The organism is Paenibacillus sp. J5C2022 (genome assembly GCF_025567625.1).
GTDB lineage: Bacteria > Bacillota > Bacilli > Paenibacillales > Paenibacillaceae > Pristimantibacillus.
Map to the genome: position 1 here is coordinate 35,736 of NZ_JAOQJC010000015.1, position 18,208 is coordinate 53,943.

13 protein-coding genes are annotated in these 18,208 nt (G+C 53.0%); 8 read left to right on the top strand and 5 right to left on the bottom strand.

The window, feature by feature from the left end:
* Positions 1-51: 51 nt before the first annotated feature.
* The 3 genes from M6D81_RS14035 to M6D81_RS14045 all read right to left on the bottom strand — a co-directional run bounded on the left by M6D81_RS14035 (position 52) and on the right by M6D81_RS14045 (position 6,088).
* The gene (locus M6D81_RS14035) at positions 52-2,481 is read right to left on the bottom strand and encodes a sialidase family protein (protein ID WP_262677526.1); all 2,430 of its coding nucleotides are present in this window, start codon (positions 2,479-2,481) and stop codon (positions 52-54) included.
* A 126-nt stretch (positions 2,482-2,607) separates the two neighbouring features.
* Positions 2,608-4,227, bottom strand: a complete 1,620-nt coding sequence (locus tag M6D81_RS14040; protein ID WP_262677527.1) for a response regulator — start codon at positions 4,225-4,227, stop codon at positions 2,608-2,610.
* Positions 4,208-6,088 (bottom strand): cache domain-containing sensor histidine kinase, encoded by a 1,881-nt coding sequence (locus M6D81_RS14045; protein WP_262677528.1) that lies wholly within the window; start codon positions 6,086-6,088, stop codon positions 4,208-4,210. The genes M6D81_RS14040 and M6D81_RS14045 overlap by 20 nt, the downstream gene beginning before the upstream one ends.
* Before the next feature lie 134 nt (positions 6,089-6,222).
* Here M6D81_RS14045 and M6D81_RS14050 point away from each other — a divergent pair, with 134 nt between their 5' ends.
* From M6D81_RS14050 to M6D81_RS14065, 4 genes are read left to right on the top strand one after another with little or no spacing between them, the layout of a single operon-like run.
* The gene (locus tag M6D81_RS14050) at positions 6,223-7,593 is read left to right on the top strand and encodes an ABC transporter substrate-binding protein (RefSeq protein WP_262677529.1); all 1,371 of its coding nucleotides are present in this window, start codon (positions 6,223-6,225) and stop codon (positions 7,591-7,593) included.
* 27 nt (positions 7,594-7,620) lie between these two features.
* Positions 7,621-8,505, top strand: a complete 885-nt coding sequence (locus M6D81_RS14055) for a carbohydrate ABC transporter permease (RefSeq protein ID WP_262677530.1) — start codon at positions 7,621-7,623, stop codon at positions 8,503-8,505.
* Between the two features lie 14 nt (positions 8,506-8,519).
* A complete protein-coding gene (locus M6D81_RS14060; protein WP_262677531.1) occupies positions 8,520-9,359 on the top strand; it encodes a carbohydrate ABC transporter permease in 840 nt (279 codons plus the stop codon).
* Between the two features lie 28 nt (positions 9,360-9,387).
* The gene (locus M6D81_RS14065) at positions 9,388-10,290 is read left to right on the top strand and encodes a dihydrodipicolinate synthase family protein (protein ID WP_262677532.1); all 903 of its coding nucleotides are present in this window, start codon (positions 9,388-9,390) and stop codon (positions 10,288-10,290) included.
* Between the two features lie 71 nt (positions 10,291-10,361).
* Here the strand turns inward: M6D81_RS14065 and hemQ are convergent, their stop codons facing one another.
* A complete protein-coding gene (gene hemQ / locus M6D81_RS14070) occupies positions 10,362-11,108 on the bottom strand; it encodes a hydrogen peroxide-dependent heme synthase (protein ID WP_262677533.1) in 747 nt (248 codons plus the stop codon).
* 199 nt (positions 11,109-11,307) lie between these two features.
* Here hemQ and M6D81_RS14075 point away from each other — a divergent pair, with 199 nt between their 5' ends.
* From M6D81_RS14075 to dnaI, 3 genes are all read left to right on the top strand, one after another.
* Positions 11,308-11,619, top strand: coding sequence for a YuiB family protein (locus tag M6D81_RS14075; RefSeq protein ID WP_262677534.1), 312 nt, complete (start codon positions 11,308-11,310; stop codon positions 11,617-11,619).
* Positions 11,620-11,752: 133 nt separating this feature from the next.
* Positions 11,753-13,282: a replication initiation and membrane attachment family protein gene (locus M6D81_RS14080; protein ID WP_262677535.1), complete on the top strand. Its 1,530-nt coding sequence runs from the start codon at positions 11,753-11,755 to the stop codon at positions 13,280-13,282.
* Between the two features lie 200 nt (positions 13,283-13,482).
* Positions 13,483-14,442, top strand: a complete 960-nt coding sequence (gene dnaI, locus M6D81_RS14085) for a primosomal protein DnaI (RefSeq protein ID WP_262677536.1) — start codon at positions 13,483-13,485, stop codon at positions 14,440-14,442.
* A gap of 63 nt (positions 14,443-14,505) precedes the next feature.
* Here dnaI and M6D81_RS14090 read toward each other — a convergent pair whose 3' ends face one another.
* Positions 14,506-14,652, bottom strand: coding sequence for a YqzM family protein (locus M6D81_RS14090; RefSeq protein WP_262677537.1), 147 nt, complete (start codon positions 14,650-14,652; stop codon positions 14,506-14,508).
* A gap of 163 nt (positions 14,653-14,815) precedes the next feature.
* Between M6D81_RS14090 and uvrC the strand changes: the two genes are divergently transcribed.
* The gene (gene uvrC, locus M6D81_RS14095) at positions 14,816-17,038 is read left to right on the top strand and encodes an excinuclease ABC subunit UvrC (RefSeq protein WP_410795737.1); all 2,223 of its coding nucleotides are present in this window, start codon (positions 14,816-14,818) and stop codon (positions 17,036-17,038) included.
* Positions 17,039-18,208: the final 1,170 nt, after the last annotated feature.

Consider the following 18,208-nt stretch of genomic DNA (forward strand, 5'->3'; position numbering starts at 1 on the left):
GCATCCGACCAGAATGATTGGTGGAACAATAACGTCAGGTTCTATTGCATCTTACGAATTGAACAAAGCCAGCACATCTTCTTCCGACAATGCATAACGATAGAGTCTAAACTCGTCGATCAGGCCATTCATCGTATTATTGCTATTCGTTCCTATTGTAAGCGGATGAAGACTGGACACGTTTCCTCCCGTCACACCGGTGCTCTGTCCGGCCAGCACGCCGTCGACGTACAACTTGACGTTCTGGTCACGATCCGCGGTTCCAACAACATGATGCCACTGGTTGTCGGCGTAGCCAGATCCCGATTGGGCGTAATCGGCTGTGCCGCCGTAATCGAGCAGAAACCGCAGTGTACCGTCTGTTTCGAACCGAAGCCAATAAGCGGCATTCGTCGTCCCTTTGTTGGCGATATATTGCACGCCGCCGCCAGAGCTTTTGACCCATGCAGATATGGAGAAATCCTCGGTTATGCCGAAATCGAATGCTCCATCCTCCGGCAATCCAAGGTCGACATAGGCACCGGCTTCGGGAAATCGGAGCGCGTCTCCGAATTTCCCGCTCGACTCGGTCATAACGCCATGCAGAGCGCCGTCGTTGCCGCTGGCTGTCGAATCGTAAGCCAGTCCTCCCGCGATGATTCCGTCTAACGTCCAGTGTCCGGCCATACAGGTCAATTGTTGAATTTCCAGTTCGTCCATTGCATAATCGTAAAGGCCTGCGCGATCAATCAGCCCGTTCATCGAGCTGCTTCCGTTGAAGCCAATTGTAAGCGGCAGCGAGTTGGATACACTGCCGCCTGTCAGTGATGTATTCTCGTCAGCCAGTTGTCCGTCGACATATAGCCGGAGTCCGCCGTTACGGTCGGCGACGCCCGCGACGTGATGCCAGATGCCGTCCGCGTAGGAGGAGGCCGATTGTACGTCGTCATAAGTACTGCCGTAATCAAGCAGGAATCGCAGCGTGCCATCCGCTTTGAACCGGAGCCAATAAGCGGCATTCGTATCGCCTTTGTTCAGGACATACTGTATCGAGCCGGTTGAGTCAGTCTTGGCCCATACGGACACAGTAAAGTTCTGTTGATGGCCGAAGTCGAATGCTTCATCTCCCGGATCGCCCAAGTCGGCGTAACCGCTTCCGTCGAATTGCAGGGCGCCGCCGAATTTGCCGCCGGCTGCACGGCTCGCGCCGATGACGGTTCCGTCATACCCGTTCAAGGTGAGATCATGTACGGTTGCTCCTGATCCCTCATCGAACTCCCAGCCGCCGAGCTGCGTTTGTTCCCACCAGATTCTGGAGACTATTGCGCGATTAGGCGCAAGGGAATTCCATTCATTGCTCGTCACAATGCTTAATTGAGGGGAAATATCGGTCACGCCGAAGTTTCCGAGCTGAGCCCTGTCGCTTGTTATGCCCATAACGACACGTTCGGTTTCCTTCTTCAGCCGCAACGTATCGGGATTCACCTCCGCCATCCAGAGCGGCGCGCGGTAACGGAAAATATCGGCATTGGAGACGTCTTGGCGGGTATAGACAAGATACAGCTTGTCAGGTCTTGCGATCCAGTGCATTTGTGTATTCATACTGCCTGCGACAGAAGTGCCATCTTCCCATTGCAGCGGTACTGCCGGTTGCCATGTGATGCCGTCGGCGCTTGCGGCCAGCCGATTCTGCGAATCATCTCGCATGGCGATGAAATAGCTGTTATCGAATGCAGTTATTGAAGGTTCGATTCCAGAGCGATTTCCGTTGCCGCCCGTATTGACGATCGCCGCACTCTGGCTTTGATAGTCCAATGTAGTGCCGTCGAACGATACTCTCATTACCCGAATGCTGCCGCTGCCGTCCAGTGGGTTGACCGGCCATAGAATATCTCCGCTACCGTCCTCCAGTACATGCGGATAGACGCTGCCGGTATGGCCATATGTGCCTGGCCAGTCGAATATCTGCCAATCGCCGCTCCACTCGTCGGTCGATGGATCGTATACGGCGTAAGCGGGATAATTATGCTTTTTGTGCACGGATGTCGATGATATTTCGTAGGACTGGGCCATGCCGAACAGGATGATTTTGCCGCTCTCTTCGTGATACACAGGAACGGGATCGATCAGCATTCCATCGTAACCGTCGGGAAGCGTCTTCCATTGATACTGCGGAATGACCGACAACGGCGTCCATGTTTCTCCCAGATCGATGCTTGTCGCATATGCAATGTCATAGAATACATCGCTCAAATTCGGGTTCTCGCGAGGATCTTTGGAGACGGTGCACAAGATTTGCGGGTTCGGCTCTGATGGGATCGCAGCACAACGCATATGCGTCCACCAGTAAGACTCACCGCTGTCATTGCGATAGAGCGTTCTTTGGTCGACTTTGAACGCGCCTGCCTTGTCTGCGAATGAGGGCAGAATCAAGCAAGCGGCAATCAGTAGCGCGAAGGCGCGAAGGAAAATGAAACGAGTGTTGCTCAGACTTTTTTTCATGATGGATTCACTCCTTTGTTCGATTTGAAGTTGGCTCTCTGATTCGATTTAAAGCGCTTACATATTTGGAAGCCAACAGTCCTTGACAGCATAGCAGAGGAGGCCGTCCCCGGCGAGGGGACAACCTCAAGATGAAGTGGATTCTGTCATGGAATTGTTGCGGAATTCCGTAGGCGTCAAGCCGAATCGCTTTTTGAAGAGGCGGCTGAAGTACTTCTCGTCGGTGTAACCCGTTTGCGCCGCCACCTCATATGTTCTCATCGTCGTTCCACTCAGAAGTTTCTTCGCTTGCCTCATGCGCACATCCGTTACGTAGTCGGACAGATTCACCCCTTCGACCTGCTTGAAGAGAAAGCTGAGATAGACGGGGGTCAGGAATACTTGGCGTGCGGCAGTTTCAAGCGTGATATGTTCTTTATAATGCTTTTGGATATAACACTTTGTTTTTTCCACGACCGCGTTTTTGCCTGATTTGCGCAAGCTGACGGTAAGCTGCGCCAATTCGCCCAAGTAACTTTCGATCTCCTTGCCCAGTTGTTCAATCGACGCTGCCGTGAGAAATCGCTCGATGCGGGCGGGGTCAAGCAGCTCGTCGGTCGACAGGCGCGGATGGATTTCGCATAACGCCTGTGCAGCGGAGGCCATCGCCTGCAGCGTGACGGACTTGGTTACCTGTACGGGATAGTCGCGTTCGATCAGATGGGATTTGAAGTCTTCCATCCAGCGGTTGAGCTGAACGGGATTGCCAATCTTGAGCGCCTTGCGAAGTGATTCGTCCACCGGGTAAGCCGACACTTTCTTGCCGTGGACGGAGCTCGCCCGCTCCCATTCCAGATCGTCCACTGCAATCACTTCATTGGGACCGGTATAATATTGATACTCAAGTGCCGTAATGGCTCCTTCCAGACAGGCTCTCGCATCCCTGTTCAAGCTGTCGCCTGAGCCAGATACGCCGATCGTCGCATCATAATGCAAGGTTTCCTGCAGATTGGACACGAGCCGATGGAAGGTCGCCATTAACTGCTCCTTACCGGCTGTACTTCCGCTTACATTGACAATCATGATGAAGCGAGAGCCAGTTTCATGGAACAAGTATTTGCCGGGATGCGCCGACAGCGTTTCTTCCGCAACGTTGAGCACGGCGAAATTCATAAGTTGTTGATCTTCATATCCGTACTGACGCGGATAATCGGGATTTTCCGCAATCTCCATTACTCCGATCATATAAGGACCGGGCTTCAACGGAATGTTTAAATAGGCGGTTTTCTCACAAAACTGTTGTTCACTTATTCCAGCGCCTTCCAGCAGCGATTGCAGAAAGCGATAGCGAATGAGGGGCAACTGCTCGCCAAGTTGTTTTTTGAGTCTCTGCTCCTCCTCCCATTCCTGCTTGATCTTCAGTGCGAGCCGAAGCAGCAGATCGATATCCGGAGGCTTCAATAAGTAATCCGACGCACCGAGCTTGATCGCTTGCTGAGCATAGGCAAATTCGTCATGACCGCTTAGGATTAATGACTTGATCGGCAGGTGAAGGCGGTTTATTTCTTCGAGCAGCTCCAGTCCGTTCATCAGCGGCATTTGGCAATCCACTACGATCAGATCCGGCCGACAAGCCTGGATTTTGTCCAGCGCATCGCATCCGTTCTCGGCTGAAGGCAGCCATTCGAAGCCGTGCTCCTCCCATGGGATAAGCTTTCGCAACGCTTTTGTAACGATCGGTTCATCGTCAATGACCATGATTTTCATACAGCAGCCTCCAATCTTGTTCACTTTCAATTAACGGTATTTTCAGGATAACGCGCGTGCCTTGGCCCAGTTCACTGTCGATTTGCAAGCCGAACGGCTTGCCGAACATCATCGTTAAGCGTTCGTTAACATTGCGGATGCCATAACCGCCGCCTGCACTCGCCGGGGCTTCCAGCAATTGTTTCGCCTGCTCGCTGCCCATGCCGCAGCCATTGTCCCTTACTTCGAACACCAGGCCGTCCCCTTCTCTCCGTGCAGAAATCCGAAGGATGCCGTTTCTATTCGACGGAAGATGAAAAGCATGCAATATCGCATTTTCGACGATTGGTTGCAGCAGCAGCTTCATCGTGTAATAACCGCCGATACCGGTGTCGACATCGTACTCCGGACGAAACCGGTTTGGAAAGCGGGCATGTTGAATATGAATATAGGCCTTGATCTGATTCATTTCTTGATTGACGGTATAATAATCTTTACCGCGATTCAGCGACAAGCGGAACAATTCGCTAAGGGACTGGACAACCTTGGCTGTTTCTTCGTCGCCATTCATTTTCGAATTGAGGAAAATGAAATCCAGTGTATTGTATAGGAAGTGGGGCTGGATTTGCGTTTGCAGCGTTTTGAGCTCGATCATCTTTTGATGGGTTTGGCTGACGTACACTTTCTGGATCAGATCGTTGGTTTCACTTACCATTTCATTGTATTTTTGGCTGAGCAGTCCGATCTCGTCTCGTGAAGCGACTTCAACATTTTGGTTGAAATCGCCCCGTTTGAAATTGCTCATCGATTTCAGCAATTTTTTGATCGGCGAAGTGATGCTCTTGGACAGCCAGGCAGAGATGAGACCGACCGTAATCAGCAGCACTATCGCCAGCGCAAGCGTAACCTTCAGCATAATGCCATGCTGCTGTTTAATGACCGATATCGGCGTAAGGCTTACTGCATGCCATTCGTATGGATCAATTCGGGCGCTTGAAGCCAGGTAAGACTTGCCGCCTATTTGCAGTTCAATAGGTTTTGCAGCTTGAAACAGCTCCTCCTTTAATTTCAAATCATCCTCCAGCGCTGTGTTCAAGTCCTCATCTTCATGTTTGCCGGCAACGATGTTGTAATTGCCGTCAAATACGAATATATTCGTGGAACCCGCGATCTGGATAGGTTCAATAATATGCGCGATGGCGTCTCTGTCGACGCCCATGAACAGCATGCCAAGTTTTTGATCCCGGTCGTAGATGTCGACCAGCCTGCGCCCGATCATGATTTCATTGTAGCTGTGTCCGAACGAGAAGATCGGCGCGCTAGAGAACGTCCAGTGCGCGTCGCCGTCTTTCGAAGCGGTGGCGATGTAGACGGGACTTTCCAGTAAATCGGAGTAAGGTACGATCTCACGGAAGAATTGGCTGAAATCCCGATAGACGAAGCCATTTTCTCCATAGATAACAAGAAAAGTGATATACGATTTAGCTTTATTGATATTGTCCAGGTAGGCCGCAGCGGCATTCGTTCCATTACTCGGTGCCGGTTCGGATGCAGGGTCCAGCAATAGCCGCAAGCTCTCATTATTGGCGATATAGGAGGTGATATCTGCGGCGTCGTTCAGAAGCATGCCAATATTGCCGGCGATCAATGTCATCGTCTGTTCCTGGCTATGGACCGTGTCCTCTTCAAGGAAGCGGGTAGCCATAAGATAAGAGAAGCAACCCAGCGTAATAAGCGGAATGAGCACCAGCAGCAAAAAATAGAGAAACAGGCGATTTTGCAATTTGCGGAAAGAAAACAACGGCTGCACCTCGTTCCTTACTATTATTAAACAACTACCATTATGAAACTTAAGATAGCAGGCGAAAGGCTGCTTCGGCAAGACAATTTCCCCCAACAACGGACAATCCATTACAGAGTCCACCAAATCTTGAAGTTGACGCATTGTCCGTAAGTGACGGGGCGGGTAAGATGGGTACTGAACATGAAGGCAACCAATCAGGGAGGGGTTAATCAATGAAAAGCTGGAAGCGAAGAACAGGTTTGTTCGTCTCCATACTGTTGACGATCGCCATGCTCATGGCCGGATGCGCCGGAGGAAAAGGAAATTCGGAAAAAGCGGAAGGTACGAACGAAACCGGCGGCAATGCGGAGACTGGAGAGACGGACTGGACGAAAGCCAAGGCGGATATCCGCTTTGTCTATCCCGGGACGTCCGAAGCAGAGAAGGAGCTGGCTGAGCAGTTCAAAAGCGCAATGAAAGAAAAATACCCGAATGTCAATATCGAATACATGTACCTGTCTTGGTCGGATATGGAGAAGAAGCTGGCGGTTATGATCAATTCCGGCGATTATCCGGATATCGCGATGACGCAAGATGTGACGAACCTGGTGCAGCTTGGCGGTCTTGAAGATTTAACGCCTTACTTCGAACGTGATGGGGTGCAGTTGAAAAGAGAGGATTTCCTGCCCGGGACGCTGGAATATGCTCAGATTGACGGCAAAACCTATGCCATTCCGAATCTGGCCAATTCCTTCACGTTGATCGTGAACGAACAAATGCTAGGGGAGGCCGGCATGAAGCCGGAAGACCTGAAAACCTGGGCGGATGTGGAAAAGGCTGCGGAATTGATGACGAAAGACGGCAAATACGGATTCGGTTATCCGCTCGGCGTGGCTCGCTTCGCATTCCGGGTACCGTTCACTGCGGCATACAGCAACGATCTGCTGCTTAGCGATACGTCGGAGGCGAGCAAATCAAAGTATATGGAGACGCTGGAGCATTTCAAGAAGCTCGAGCCTTATCAGCCCAAAGCGCATGTCACGTGGGGGTATCCGGAAATGTTCCGGGCTTACAGCAACGGAGAGGTCGGCATGATCGCCGCCGGAACCTACTTCACCGCCAATGTATATAGCATCAACCCCGACATTGTAGAGGTTTCGCGGGCTATTGCTTATCCGAAGGGACCGTCGGGCACTTCGGCGAAAGCGCCGGTATCGAACGTCGGCATTGCGATGTTCAAGGGCAGCGAGAATAAGGAAATCGCCTGGAAGCTGATGGAGGAATGGTCGAGCCAGGAATTTAACAGCACGGCTGCTTCGGTCGTCAATGTGACGGCAATCAAAAGCACCAGCCTGGATGAAATCGTGAAGAAAGCGGAGAAAATTTATCCGAAAGCGATCGAAGGCCACAAGCGTATACTAAAAGACTTTAATGAGCTCTTGGACGTATCCGGCGTGCCGATGGATACCATCGTGGGGCAGAGCGAGATGGAAGTGATCGTTCAGGAACAACTGGCAAAATACTTGTCCGGCAAAAGCACGACGGAAGAGGCTTATGAAGCAATCAAAGAGGGAATCGATGGCGTCAAGAAAAAATTCGAATAAAACAGCGGAGATTGGAAGGCAAAAAACATGAGACGATACATTCACGCATACGGTTACGGATACTTGCTTCTATTGCCGGTCGTCCTTTATATAGTAGCGTTTCAATTTTATCCGCTGATCGAGACGGTCCGTCTGAGCCTGTTCGATTATTCCTTGCTGGCATCCGGGCCAATGTCCTTCACCGGCTTGGACAATTACTTGGCGCTGCTGACAGAAGACCGTGCGTTTTGGCGGATCTTTCAAAACAGCTTGCTCTGGGTATTGGGATCGACCGCTCTGCAATTTCTGATCGCTATTCCGGCGGCGCTGGTGTTATTCAGCAAAATCAAGTGGAGAGGCTTGTGGCGGGGGCTGATGATGGTGCCCTGGGTATCCCCAGTCGTCGTGATAGGGATTATATGGAAGTGGATATATGACGGCCATTACGGACTGCTCAACCACTACATGAGCGAGTTGAAGCTGATTCAGGAAAATATCATTTGGCTAGGCCATGAATATTGGGTTTGGCCGGCGCTTCTGCTTACTTCGGCATGGAAAGGGTTTCCCTACATTACGCTGATGCTGCTGTCGGGATTAACCGGCTTATCGAAGGATATGATTGAAGCGGCCCATGTGGACGGAGCGAATGCCTGGCAGCGCTTTACGCAAATTATCTTGCCGCTTCTGAAGCCGATCATCTATGTGACCGGGCTGGTCAGCATTGTCGCGTCGTGGACCAAATTCGAGATGATCTGGGCGCTTACCGGAGGTGGCCCGGGCTATGCGACAAGTATTCTGCCAACGTATTTATACACGCACTCCTTCGTCTATTTCGACTTGGGCAAGGGTTCGGCAATCGCCACATTGTCGATGCTGCTCGTTCTTGTCATCGTCGTCCTGTACGTCCGGCTGTTCGGACGGAATTTGGACTAGAGGAGGTGCGGCTGATGAAAGAATCACAGATTCAAACCGGTTTTCGATATGTTAGTTTGATGGTACTTATGTTATTTACGCTGCTGCCGTTTTTATGGCTGATCGATACAACCTTCAAGACCGACACGGAAATGTTCGCGTCGGTGCCTTCCTGGCTGATACAGAAGCCAACCTGGGAGCACTATGGATGGGCGTTGACGGATCACGGATTGCAGCTGGGGCGGCTGCTGCTCAACTCGGTTGTCGTATGCGCCGTGACTGCGCTCGCAACGGGACTGGTTGCTTGCATCAGCGGATACGGTCTGGCCAGGCATCGGGTGCCGGGAGTCAGTCTGGTGGTCGTGCTGATCGTGCTGGCGCAGATGATCCAAGGACCGCTGATCATGATACCGTGGTACAAAATGGCCGCTTCGTTATCTCTGCTGAATACAAAGACGGTGCTCGTGCTGATTTATGGAACGCTCACAATTCCGGTTGGCGTATGGATCATGAGTGGATTTTTCAAGACGATTCCGATCGAATTGGAGGAAGCGGCGCATATGGATGGCGCGGGCAGGCTTCGTACGCTGTTCACGGTCATTATTCCGCTGGCGCTGCCGGGGCTTATCGCCGTCAGCTTGTACGCATTCATTCTGGGGTGGAACGACTACCAATACTCGCTTATTCTGACCAACTCGATTTCCGCGAAGACCGTTCAGGTTGGCATCGCGGAGCTGCTGGAGAGTCTTGGTTCTACTAATTGGGGCGGACTGTTAGCCAGCGGGGTTATTGTAATTCTTCCTATTATTGTCATTTTCGCCTTGATCCAGAAGTTTCTGATCGAAGGCATGACTGCAGGCAGCGTGAAAGGTTAATGCATGGTTCGCGAAAGGACGAATGAATATGGAACAGTTAAAAGGAATTTTCACGGCGCTTCTGACGCCGATGCTGGATAATGACGAGATCGATTTCGAATCGCTTGAACGGCATATTCGTCATCAGATTGATGCCGGCATTCGCGGATTTTATGTAGGGGGCAGCACTGGGGAAGGGTTCATGCTGTCACTGGAGGAGAGAGAGCAGCTTCTGGAAGCGGTCATTCAGGCCTGTGGAAAGCAAGTCCCGGTCATTGCCCATGCGGGCTGCATCGGTACGAATGACACGGTGCGATTGGCCAAGCATGCCGAGCGGGCGGGTGCCGCCGCCGTGTCCGCCGTCGTGCCGTTCTATTACAAACCGTCGCCCGCCGAAATCAGGCGGCATTACGAGAAGGTGATGGCCGCCGCTTCACTGCCGATGATTATTTACCACTTCCCAGGAGCGACGGGGGTTAGTCTGGATCTGGGGTTCTATGAGGAAATGGCGTTGCATCCGCAATGTGCCGGCGTCAAGTTCACTTCCCTCAACTTGTACGAAATGGAGCAGATCCGGGCGCGCTGCGGCGAAGATTTCCTCATCTACAACGGTCATGACGAAGTATATGCAGGCGGCGCACTGCTGGGAGCGGACGGCGCGATCGGCAGCACGATGAACATGATGCCCCATCTCTTCACGGAAATGCATGTCCGCTCTAAGGCGGGCGATTGGGCGTCGCTCCGGCCGCTTCAGCGCGCAGCCAACGCAATTATAGCGGATATGACAACTTATGACGTTATTCCGTACGAGAAATATATGCTGTATCTGCAAGGCGTGATCGCTTCGCCGAAGACACGGGAGCCACTGAAGCAGCTGGATGCGGAGGAGACTCGGCGCATACGGGCTTTTTACGAAACAAACGATGCGCTCATGCGCTATGCTGTCCGTTGAACAGCATAAGGCCTGAACAATAAAACGAAACGAGACAAACCGATAAGCGGTTTGTCTCGTTTCGTTGCCATTTATATGCTGAGCAGTTCGTCGACCTTCTCATCGTCCAGCAGGTTGCCGACATAGAAGTCGCCGAAGTCGCCGAATCTGGCGCTTACTTCGTCGAAGCGCATCTCATAGACGAGCTTCTTGAATTGCAGTGCGTCGTTAGCGAACAGCGTTACGCCCCACTCCCAATTGTCCAGGCCGACGGAGCCGGTAATGATCTGCTTCACCTTGCCGGCATACTTGCGGCCGATCATGCCGTGGCTGCGCATCATGGCGCGGCGCTCCTCCATGTCCAGCATGTACCAGTTGTCGTTGCCGGAACGGCGCTTGTTCATGGGATAGAAGCAGATATGGCGCCACTTCGGCAGCTCGGGCTTCAGACGGGCGACGATTTCCGGATTTTCCATCGGGTCTCCGCCGGATGCCCCCATATAATTGCTCAGCTCTACAATGCTGACATAGGAGTAGGTAGGATATGTATAGCTGGCGAACGTCGTCTTGTTGAAGGCGACTTCAATCTCGTTCAATTCCTCCAGCGTCTCGCGAAGATGCATGAATACGAAGTCGGCCTTCTGCCCGACGATGGAATAGACGGCGGTGCTGCCTTGCTTCTGCTGCTCGACGACTCCCCATTGTGCCAGGAAGGCGCGAAGCTCGTCCAGCGCCCACAGCCGCTCGCTCTCCTCGGCGAGTCGCCATGCCGTCCAGTCCATGCTGCGGAAGTCATGCAGCGCGTACCAGCCTTCCAATGTTTGTGCGGCTTCACTCATAGCTCGTGATGCTCCTCTCTAGATATACTGCTTTCATTGTAGCGTAATGTGCTCCCGGGTAGCAAATGGCGGGATTGTGACATTTGACGGGGGCAGATTGACATTGGTTTCCGCTTTCATTACACTAGAACAAGTTATCACTGCGCAGACGGCTGAAGCATGCCGTATGTGAGCGGAGCAAGGGAAAGGGGCTGCTGCAATGCCTGAGTTAGTCGTTAATATTGTTCAAATCGTCGTTGCAACGGTGCTGTTCTTCGTTATGATGTTCGGCATCGGCTTTATATTGAATATGCTGTTGAAGACGACATGGTTTCCGGTTGTGCTGTTCTTCATCGTGCTGATCGGACTCGCCATATGGTCCCCGTGGGACCCATCGGAGAATCCGTCAATGGACAACATCGGCACTTATACGCTGGTCTATTATATCCCCATTACAGGCGCGCTCATTGGCGCGTTTGTCAGCGGCTGGGCGATTCGGGCGCTCCGCAGGGGCGGTTACAAGATGTTTTAGCGTCAAGCTGAATAACATGGGCGCAAGCGATGAAAATCCCTCATTCGGGGGATTTTTCTATTTTTCCTGATCGTTCGCAAGCGACCGATTTGTGCTAAAATGATAGAAAGTATGCTTGGGATGGAGAAGATTTATGCGGATTGGAAGTATGTTGGAGTTCACGGAACATCACCGATATTACATATTTCGTGATTTTTCGTTAAGCAGTCTTGATCATAAAATGCTGACGTTAATCTATCAGCCGATCGTTGGCGGGCTGGCAGTCTCTCTCTATCACCTGCTCTATCAGGGGATCGAAGAGGGGAAGAGCGGCTACTCCCGGCTGGAGCCGCAGCGCAAGCTGTTCCTCGGGCTTGGCATGGCCTTGGACGAGAAGAGCAGGCGGATGTTGATCGAGCAGGCGTCCAAGCTGGAGGCGGTCGGTCTGCTGCAGAGCAGCCGATTGGCCGTGCCGGAGCATGCGGAAGTGATCTATGAATATGAATTGATGTGCCCTCTATCGCCAGGAGAATTTTTCCAGACGGTGCATCTGACGATGCTGCTGCGCGACAAGGTAGGCAAGTATGCGGTGATCTCGCTGCGTGAATCGTTCGGCTCCAGCGAGCCGGATGAACTGGCTCATGCCCAGTTGGAGAAAGAGAACATATCGGTGCCTTTCTACGAGCTGTTCCAGCTGAATATGCAGTCATTCGATACGGAGCTGGAGCAGGCGCTGACGGAGGTGGCTCCGGCGCGTCAGGCAGCGCCGCGCGCTGAGCTGGCTTCGGCACGCATTCCCTATGGGGAGATCATTCTGCGATTTCCTCGCAATTCCGCCAACCGCTCCAGTGTGGAGCGGCTGCGGCATCGTCCCGACAGTCTCGCACAAGTGAATTATGTCGCTTATAAATACAACTTGAACGTGACCGGGCTATGCAGGCTGCTGGATGAAGACGATATTTTCGACAGCAATGGGGAATTGAATGTGGACGAGCTGCAGTTGAAGGCGAACGGCTTGTATCGCCATCAGCTGAAGCGGGATGAAGGCCGGGAGAAGGTGCTTGCGCGAGCGGAGGCGATGGCTGGAGAAGCGGACGACGAAGAGCGGGATGAGCCGGAGTATGAGGTGTCGGAGCAATACTTCCTGCCTGTGCCGTCTCCGCTGCAGGGCCGCTGCGATATTCAGCAATATAATATGCTGATGCGCAACGAGCCGCATACGCGGTTTTTAAGACGGTTTTTCCCCGGTGCGGTTCCGGATTGGATTGTGAATGTGTTCGAACGGATCGATCTGCACTACAAGCTGGCGGGTCCGGTGATCAATGTGCTGATCCATTATGTGATCGGAAGCCAGGAAGCGGGACGGATTACGCGCACCTATCTGGATGCAGTCGCCTCCAACATGCTGATGAAAGGGCTCGATACGTTCGAGAAGGCGGTTGTCTACGTGCGGGAGCAGGCGCAGATGGAGCAAGACAAGGGGCTCCGTCAAGAGGCGGCGAGAAGCGCGGGAGCCGCTTCGGGCAAGCGAGCGTACGGCGGCAGAAGCGGCGGCAACGGCCGCTCCGCTTCGCGGAAGCCCTCCATCCCTATCGTGCAGGAAGGAACGAGGGATTCGGGGGTCACAGAAGCGGAGCTGGAGGAACTGCGCCGGCTGGCGCATAAGCTGGACGGGAAGCAGTGATGCCTGTACGGCTCCGATCGTGCAGGAAGGAACGAGGAATTCGGGAGTTTCGGAAGCAGAGCTGAAGGAACTTCGCCGGTTGGCGCATAAGCTGGACGGGAAGCAGTGATGCCTGTACGGCGTGACTGCGCGGGCAGAGACAAACTGTTGGCTGGGCGTACGGTTTTTCACAGAATTTTTAGCGGGAGGAGGAATGAAGAATGGAATCTTTGGGCGACTTGTTGAAGTCATGGCCGACGGGGCAGTCTATCGCCCGGCAAGCCGAGCAGAAGCTGGCCGAGCTGAAGGAAGACCCGCTCGTTGCGAAGCTGCAGACGAAGTATCCCCAGTTGGACGAGGATTTGCTTCGCCGCAATTTGAATCGCGTCTATCAGTACGCGACAGAGTATAACAACTGCTCCAATTGTCCTGGACTGGATGCTTGTCCCAACGATTACGAAGGCCATTATACGATGCTTCATGCCGAGGAATTGAACGGAGCGATGCAACTGTACGACCGGAAGGTATCCTGCAAGAAATTCCTAGCCCGTCAGGCGGAAGAGGCCGTACGCAGCCGGATACGCAGCTTTTATGTGGATGAGAAGGCGCTGCGGCGGGTATATTCCTCCGATGAGATATTGACAAGAGATCTGGAGCGGGCGAAGGCTGTCGGACAGCTGTTGCGCTATATCGACCGGACCCGGGATCACGGACTGCAGCAGGAAGGCTTGTATCTTGCGGGAAGGTTCGGTACGGGCAAGACTTTTCTCATGTGCTATCTGCTTCAGGAGCTTGCGAAGGTCGGCTACTCCGGGGTGATCGTCTACATGCCGGATTTTGTGGAGGATTTGAAATCGCTCATGCACGAACCCGGCAAGCTGAAGGAGACGGTGGAGTTGATGAAAGAGACGGACCTGCTCGTCTTCGACGACATCGGTGCGGAGAACTTGAATCCATGGGTGCGCGATCATGTGCTGGGAGCAATCTTGAACTACCGGATGGAGCGGAAGCCGACATTCTATACGTCGAACTACGATCTGGATGCGCTGGAGAGACACTTCAGCTTCACGAACAAGGACGGCGAGGACATTCATAAGGCGGAGCGGATTATGGATCGCATCAGACCTTATGTAGAGAATGTGATGGTGACGGGAGAGAACAAGCGAGGGCGCAAAGCGTGAATGAAGAAAGCTCCGTGCGAACCGCCATATTGGCGGCAGGCATGGAGCTTTCCTTCGCATTGTCTAGGAAATGATAAACTTCACAATAACCGCAGCGGCGAACACAATGGTCATGAAACCAAGCATGCCGCCAAAGCCGAACACGACGTCCATCAAATCATGGCGCGGCTCTTCATTCACATGCTCGCGCGGATCTCTTACATTTTCCATTCCAAAGTCCTCCTTGACAGACCTTATGCTTTCATTAGTATACCCAAACTTCGGAAGGATTGTAAAGCGAATATGATGACAATTGTAAGGCAAGGAATGCTGAGCGTATTGCCGATATGCTACAATTAAGATCGCCAAAGCAAGTTGAGGGGAGGGCCTATGAATGGTGGATAGAGAAAAAAACGACAGCCAAGCGCCTTCGGGCGATTTCGCGAAAGCCAAGGAGCATATCCGGAACAAGCTGGCGCTGCTGCCGGACAATCCGGGCTGTTACCTGATGAAGAACGGCGAAGGAACGATTATATACGTCGGCAAAGCCAAGGTGCTGAAGAACAGAGTTCGTTCTTATTTCAACGGCAGTCACGACGGCAAAACGCAGCGGCTGGTATCGGAAATCCGCGATTTTGAATTCATAATTACATCCTCCAACATGGAGGCGCTCATTCTGGAGTGCAATCTGATCAAGCAGCATAATCCTCGGTACAATGTACTGCTGAAGGACGACAAGTCGTTCCCATACATTAAAATAACGAATGAGCGCCATCCCAAGCTAGAGGTCACCCGACGCATCGTGAAGGATAAGGGGAAGTACTTCGGCCCGTATCCGAACGCCTACGCCGCACAGCAGACGAAGAAGCTGCTGGACCGGCTGTATCCGCTCCGCAAGTGCAATACGCTGCCAGACAAGGTATGTCTGTATTATCATATGGGCCAGTGCATCGCGCCTTGCGAATACGATGTGGAGCAGGCGGAGTATGACCGTATGATCGGCGAGATCAGCCGCTTCCTGAAGGGCGGGCATGATATTGTGAAAGAAGAGCTGCAGCGCAAGATGGAGCAGGCGGCGGGAGCGCTGGAGTTCGAGCGGGCGAAGGAATACCGGGACCAGCTGCAGGCGATAGATGCGGTTATGGAGAAGCAGAAAATAACGATGTCCGACGCGATGGATCGCGATATTTTTGGCTATGCGGTGGAGAAGGGCTGGATGTGCGTTCAAATCCTGTATATGCGGTCGGGCAAGCTAATTGAACGGCATGGAACCAGCTTCCCGTACTACGGTGAAGAGTATGACGATTTCATCTCCTTCGTCACTCAATACTACAGCGATAATCCGGCGCTTCCGAAGCAGATTCTGCTGCCGCATCCGCCGGAGCGTGATGACGAGCAGGAGGAGACGGTCGTCGCTTCCTTGCAGGACTGGCTGAAGGTGAAGGTGCTTATTCCGCAGCGCGGCAAGAAAAGCCAGGTGGTGCAGATGGCTTACGACAATGCCCGGATGATGCTGGAGGAGAAATTCAGGCTGATCGAGCGGGATGAAGCGCGCAGCGTGAAGGCGGCGGAGTCGCTGGCGGAATGGTTGGAGTTGCCCTCGGTGCACCGAATTGAAGCGTTCGACAACTCCAACATTCAAGGGACGAACCCCGTCTCAGCGATGGTGGTGTTCACCGACGGCAAGCCGGATCGGAAAGCGTACCGGAAGTACAAGGTGAAGACGGTAGCCGGTCCCGACGACTACGAGACGATGCGCGAGGTAGTCCGTCGCCGCTATGAGCGGATGCTGAAGGAAGGTGGGACGCCGCCGGATCTGATCGTGGTGGACGGCGGCAAAGGGCAGATCGCGGCGGCGATCGATGTGCTGGAGAATGAGCTGGGGCTGGCGATTCCGGTATGCGGTCTCGTCAAGGACGACAAGCATAAGACGGCTCAGCTTATGACGGGCGATCCGCCGCGCATTGTGCCTCTGCCGCGTGACAGCCAGGAATTCTACTTGCTGCAACGGATACAAGACGAGGTACATCGCTTCGCCATCAGCTTCCATCGTCAGCAGCGGGCGAAGTCGATGGTGGAGTCGCGGCTCGACAGCATTCCCGGTATCGGGGAAAAGCGGCGCAAGCTGCTATTGAAGCACTTCGGCTCCATTAAGCGGATTAAGGAAGCGGCTGTGGAGGATTTCAGGCCGCTATCTATCGGCGACAAGCTGGCCGCGACGATTCTGGCGGCGCTGAGGGAGGAACCGGCGTCGGCGGTGGAGGCGGTGGAGGCGGTGTCCGAAGCCGAATCCGAGTCCATATCGGACTCCATATCGGACCCCGTATCCGAGTCCGTGCAGGACCCCATATCGGACCTCGTATCCGAGTCCGTACCGGACCCCATATCGGACCCCGTATCCGAGTCCGTACCGGACCCCATATCGGACCTCGTATCCGAGTCCGTACCGGACCCCATATCGGACCCCGTATCGGACCCCATATCGGACCTCGTATCCGAGTCCGTATCGGACCCCATATCGGACCCCGTATCCGAGTCCGTATCGGACCCCATATCGGACCCCGTATCCAAGCCCGGGTCTGGGCAAGGTCAGCAGGAAGAGCGGCAAGAGCAATAGGATGGAAGTTGGGGAAGAATAGGAAGTTGGGAGCAGTTGCAGCAGTAACGAAAGGAAGGACTGTTTTTGCTCCCAGCTTGCCCCTCCGCACAATCGTTCTGGCCTATCGCTCATTATGCTCACATAGCCCCTCATATTAGTTGGAAAGCTCGCTCCATCGCTCAAAATGGTCACATAGCCCCGTCAAACGTGCCACGTCCGCTCTCAAGTAGCTGTCTATCGCTCATTATGCTCACATAGCCCCTCATATTAGTCGGAAAGTGCGTTCCATCGCTCAAAATGGTCACATAGCCCCGTCAAACGTGCCACGTCCGCTCTCAAGTAGCTGTCTATCGCTCATTATGCTCACATAGCCCCTCATATTAGTTGGAAAGCGCGCTCCATCGCTCAAAATGGTCACATAGCCCCGTCAAACGTGCCATGTCCGCTCTCAAGTAGCTGTCTATCGCTCATTATGCTCACATAGCCTCTCATATTAGTCGGAAAGTGCGTTCCATCGCTCAAAATGGTCACATAGCCCCGTCAAACGTGCCACGTCCGCTCTCAAGTAGCTGATCCTTAACGTTTCGCGCAAGAAGTCGGGAAAGTTGTACGATATTTCATACAAAAGTGGTGGATACGAGCAAGAAGTCGGGGAAGTTGTACGATATTTCATACAAAAGTGGCCGATAAGCACAAGGAGTCGGGGAAGTTGTACGATATTTCATACAAAAGTGGTGGATACGAGCAAGAAGTCGGGGAAGTTGTACGATATTTCATACAAAAGTGGTGGATACGAGCAAGAAGTCGGGAAAGTTGTACGATATTTCATACAAAAGTGGCCGATAGGCACAAGAAGTCGAGGAAGTTGTACGATATTTCATACAAAAGTGGCTAATACGCGCAAGAAGTCGAGGGAAGTAGTGGTGTGTTTAGGTGGGAGGGTGAAGCAAGGTAAGCATTGGCGCGCTTAGGTTGATGGACAGTGAAGAGGAAGTAGTGGAGTGATCAGGCAGATAGGCGGAGGAAAGTTAAATATTAGTGAGTACGCGCAGGAACTGGAGAGCCCTGTTATTCCATGGACAAGTGGATTAACGGGGCTCTTCAAGCAGATTCTTCATGACCATTTCATGGTAACAAATGCCGCTTTAGCAAGCGCGCTATAAGCGCGAAGGGGCGGCAAGCCCGATG

Excerpts from the sequence above, each read along its gene's own strand:
- M6D81_RS14055 (WP_262677530.1), top strand. The coding sequence starts at position 7,621 with ATGAGACGATACATTCACGCATACGGTTACGGATACTTGCTTCTATTG.
- M6D81_RS14060 (WP_262677531.1), top strand. The coding sequence starts at position 8,520 with ATGAAAGAATCACAGATTCAAACCGGTTTTCGATATGTTAGTTTGATG.
- dnaI (WP_262677536.1), top strand. The coding sequence starts at position 13,483 with ATGGAATCTTTGGGCGACTTGTTGAAGTCATGGCCGACGGGGCAGTCT.
- hemQ (WP_262677533.1), bottom strand. The coding sequence starts at position 11,108 with ATGAGTGAAGCCGCACAAACATTGGAAGGCTGGTACGCGCTGCATGAC.
- M6D81_RS14065 (WP_262677532.1), top strand. The coding sequence starts at position 9,388 with ATGGAACAGTTAAAAGGAATTTTCACGGCGCTTCTGACGCCGATGCTG.
- M6D81_RS14080 (WP_262677535.1), top strand. The coding sequence starts at position 11,753 with ATGCGGATTGGAAGTATGTTGGAGTTCACGGAACATCACCGATATTAC.
- M6D81_RS14035 (WP_262677526.1), bottom strand. The coding sequence starts at position 2,481 with ATGAAAAAAAGTCTGAGCAACACTCGTTTCATTTTCCTTCGCGCCTTC.
- M6D81_RS14050 (WP_262677529.1), top strand. The coding sequence starts at position 6,223 with ATGAAAAGCTGGAAGCGAAGAACAGGTTTGTTCGTCTCCATACTGTTG.
- uvrC (WP_410795737.1), top strand. The coding sequence starts at position 14,816 with ATGGTGGATAGAGAAAAAAACGACAGCCAAGCGCCTTCGGGCGATTTC.
- M6D81_RS14075 (WP_262677534.1), top strand. The coding sequence starts at position 11,308 with ATGCCTGAGTTAGTCGTTAATATTGTTCAAATCGTCGTTGCAACGGTG.
- M6D81_RS14090 (WP_262677537.1), bottom strand. The coding sequence starts at position 14,652 with ATGGAAAATGTAAGAGATCCGCGCGAGCATGTGAATGAAGAGCCGCGC.
- M6D81_RS14040 (WP_262677527.1), bottom strand. The coding sequence starts at position 4,227 with ATGAAAATCATGGTCATTGACGATGAACCGATCGTTACAAAAGCGTTG.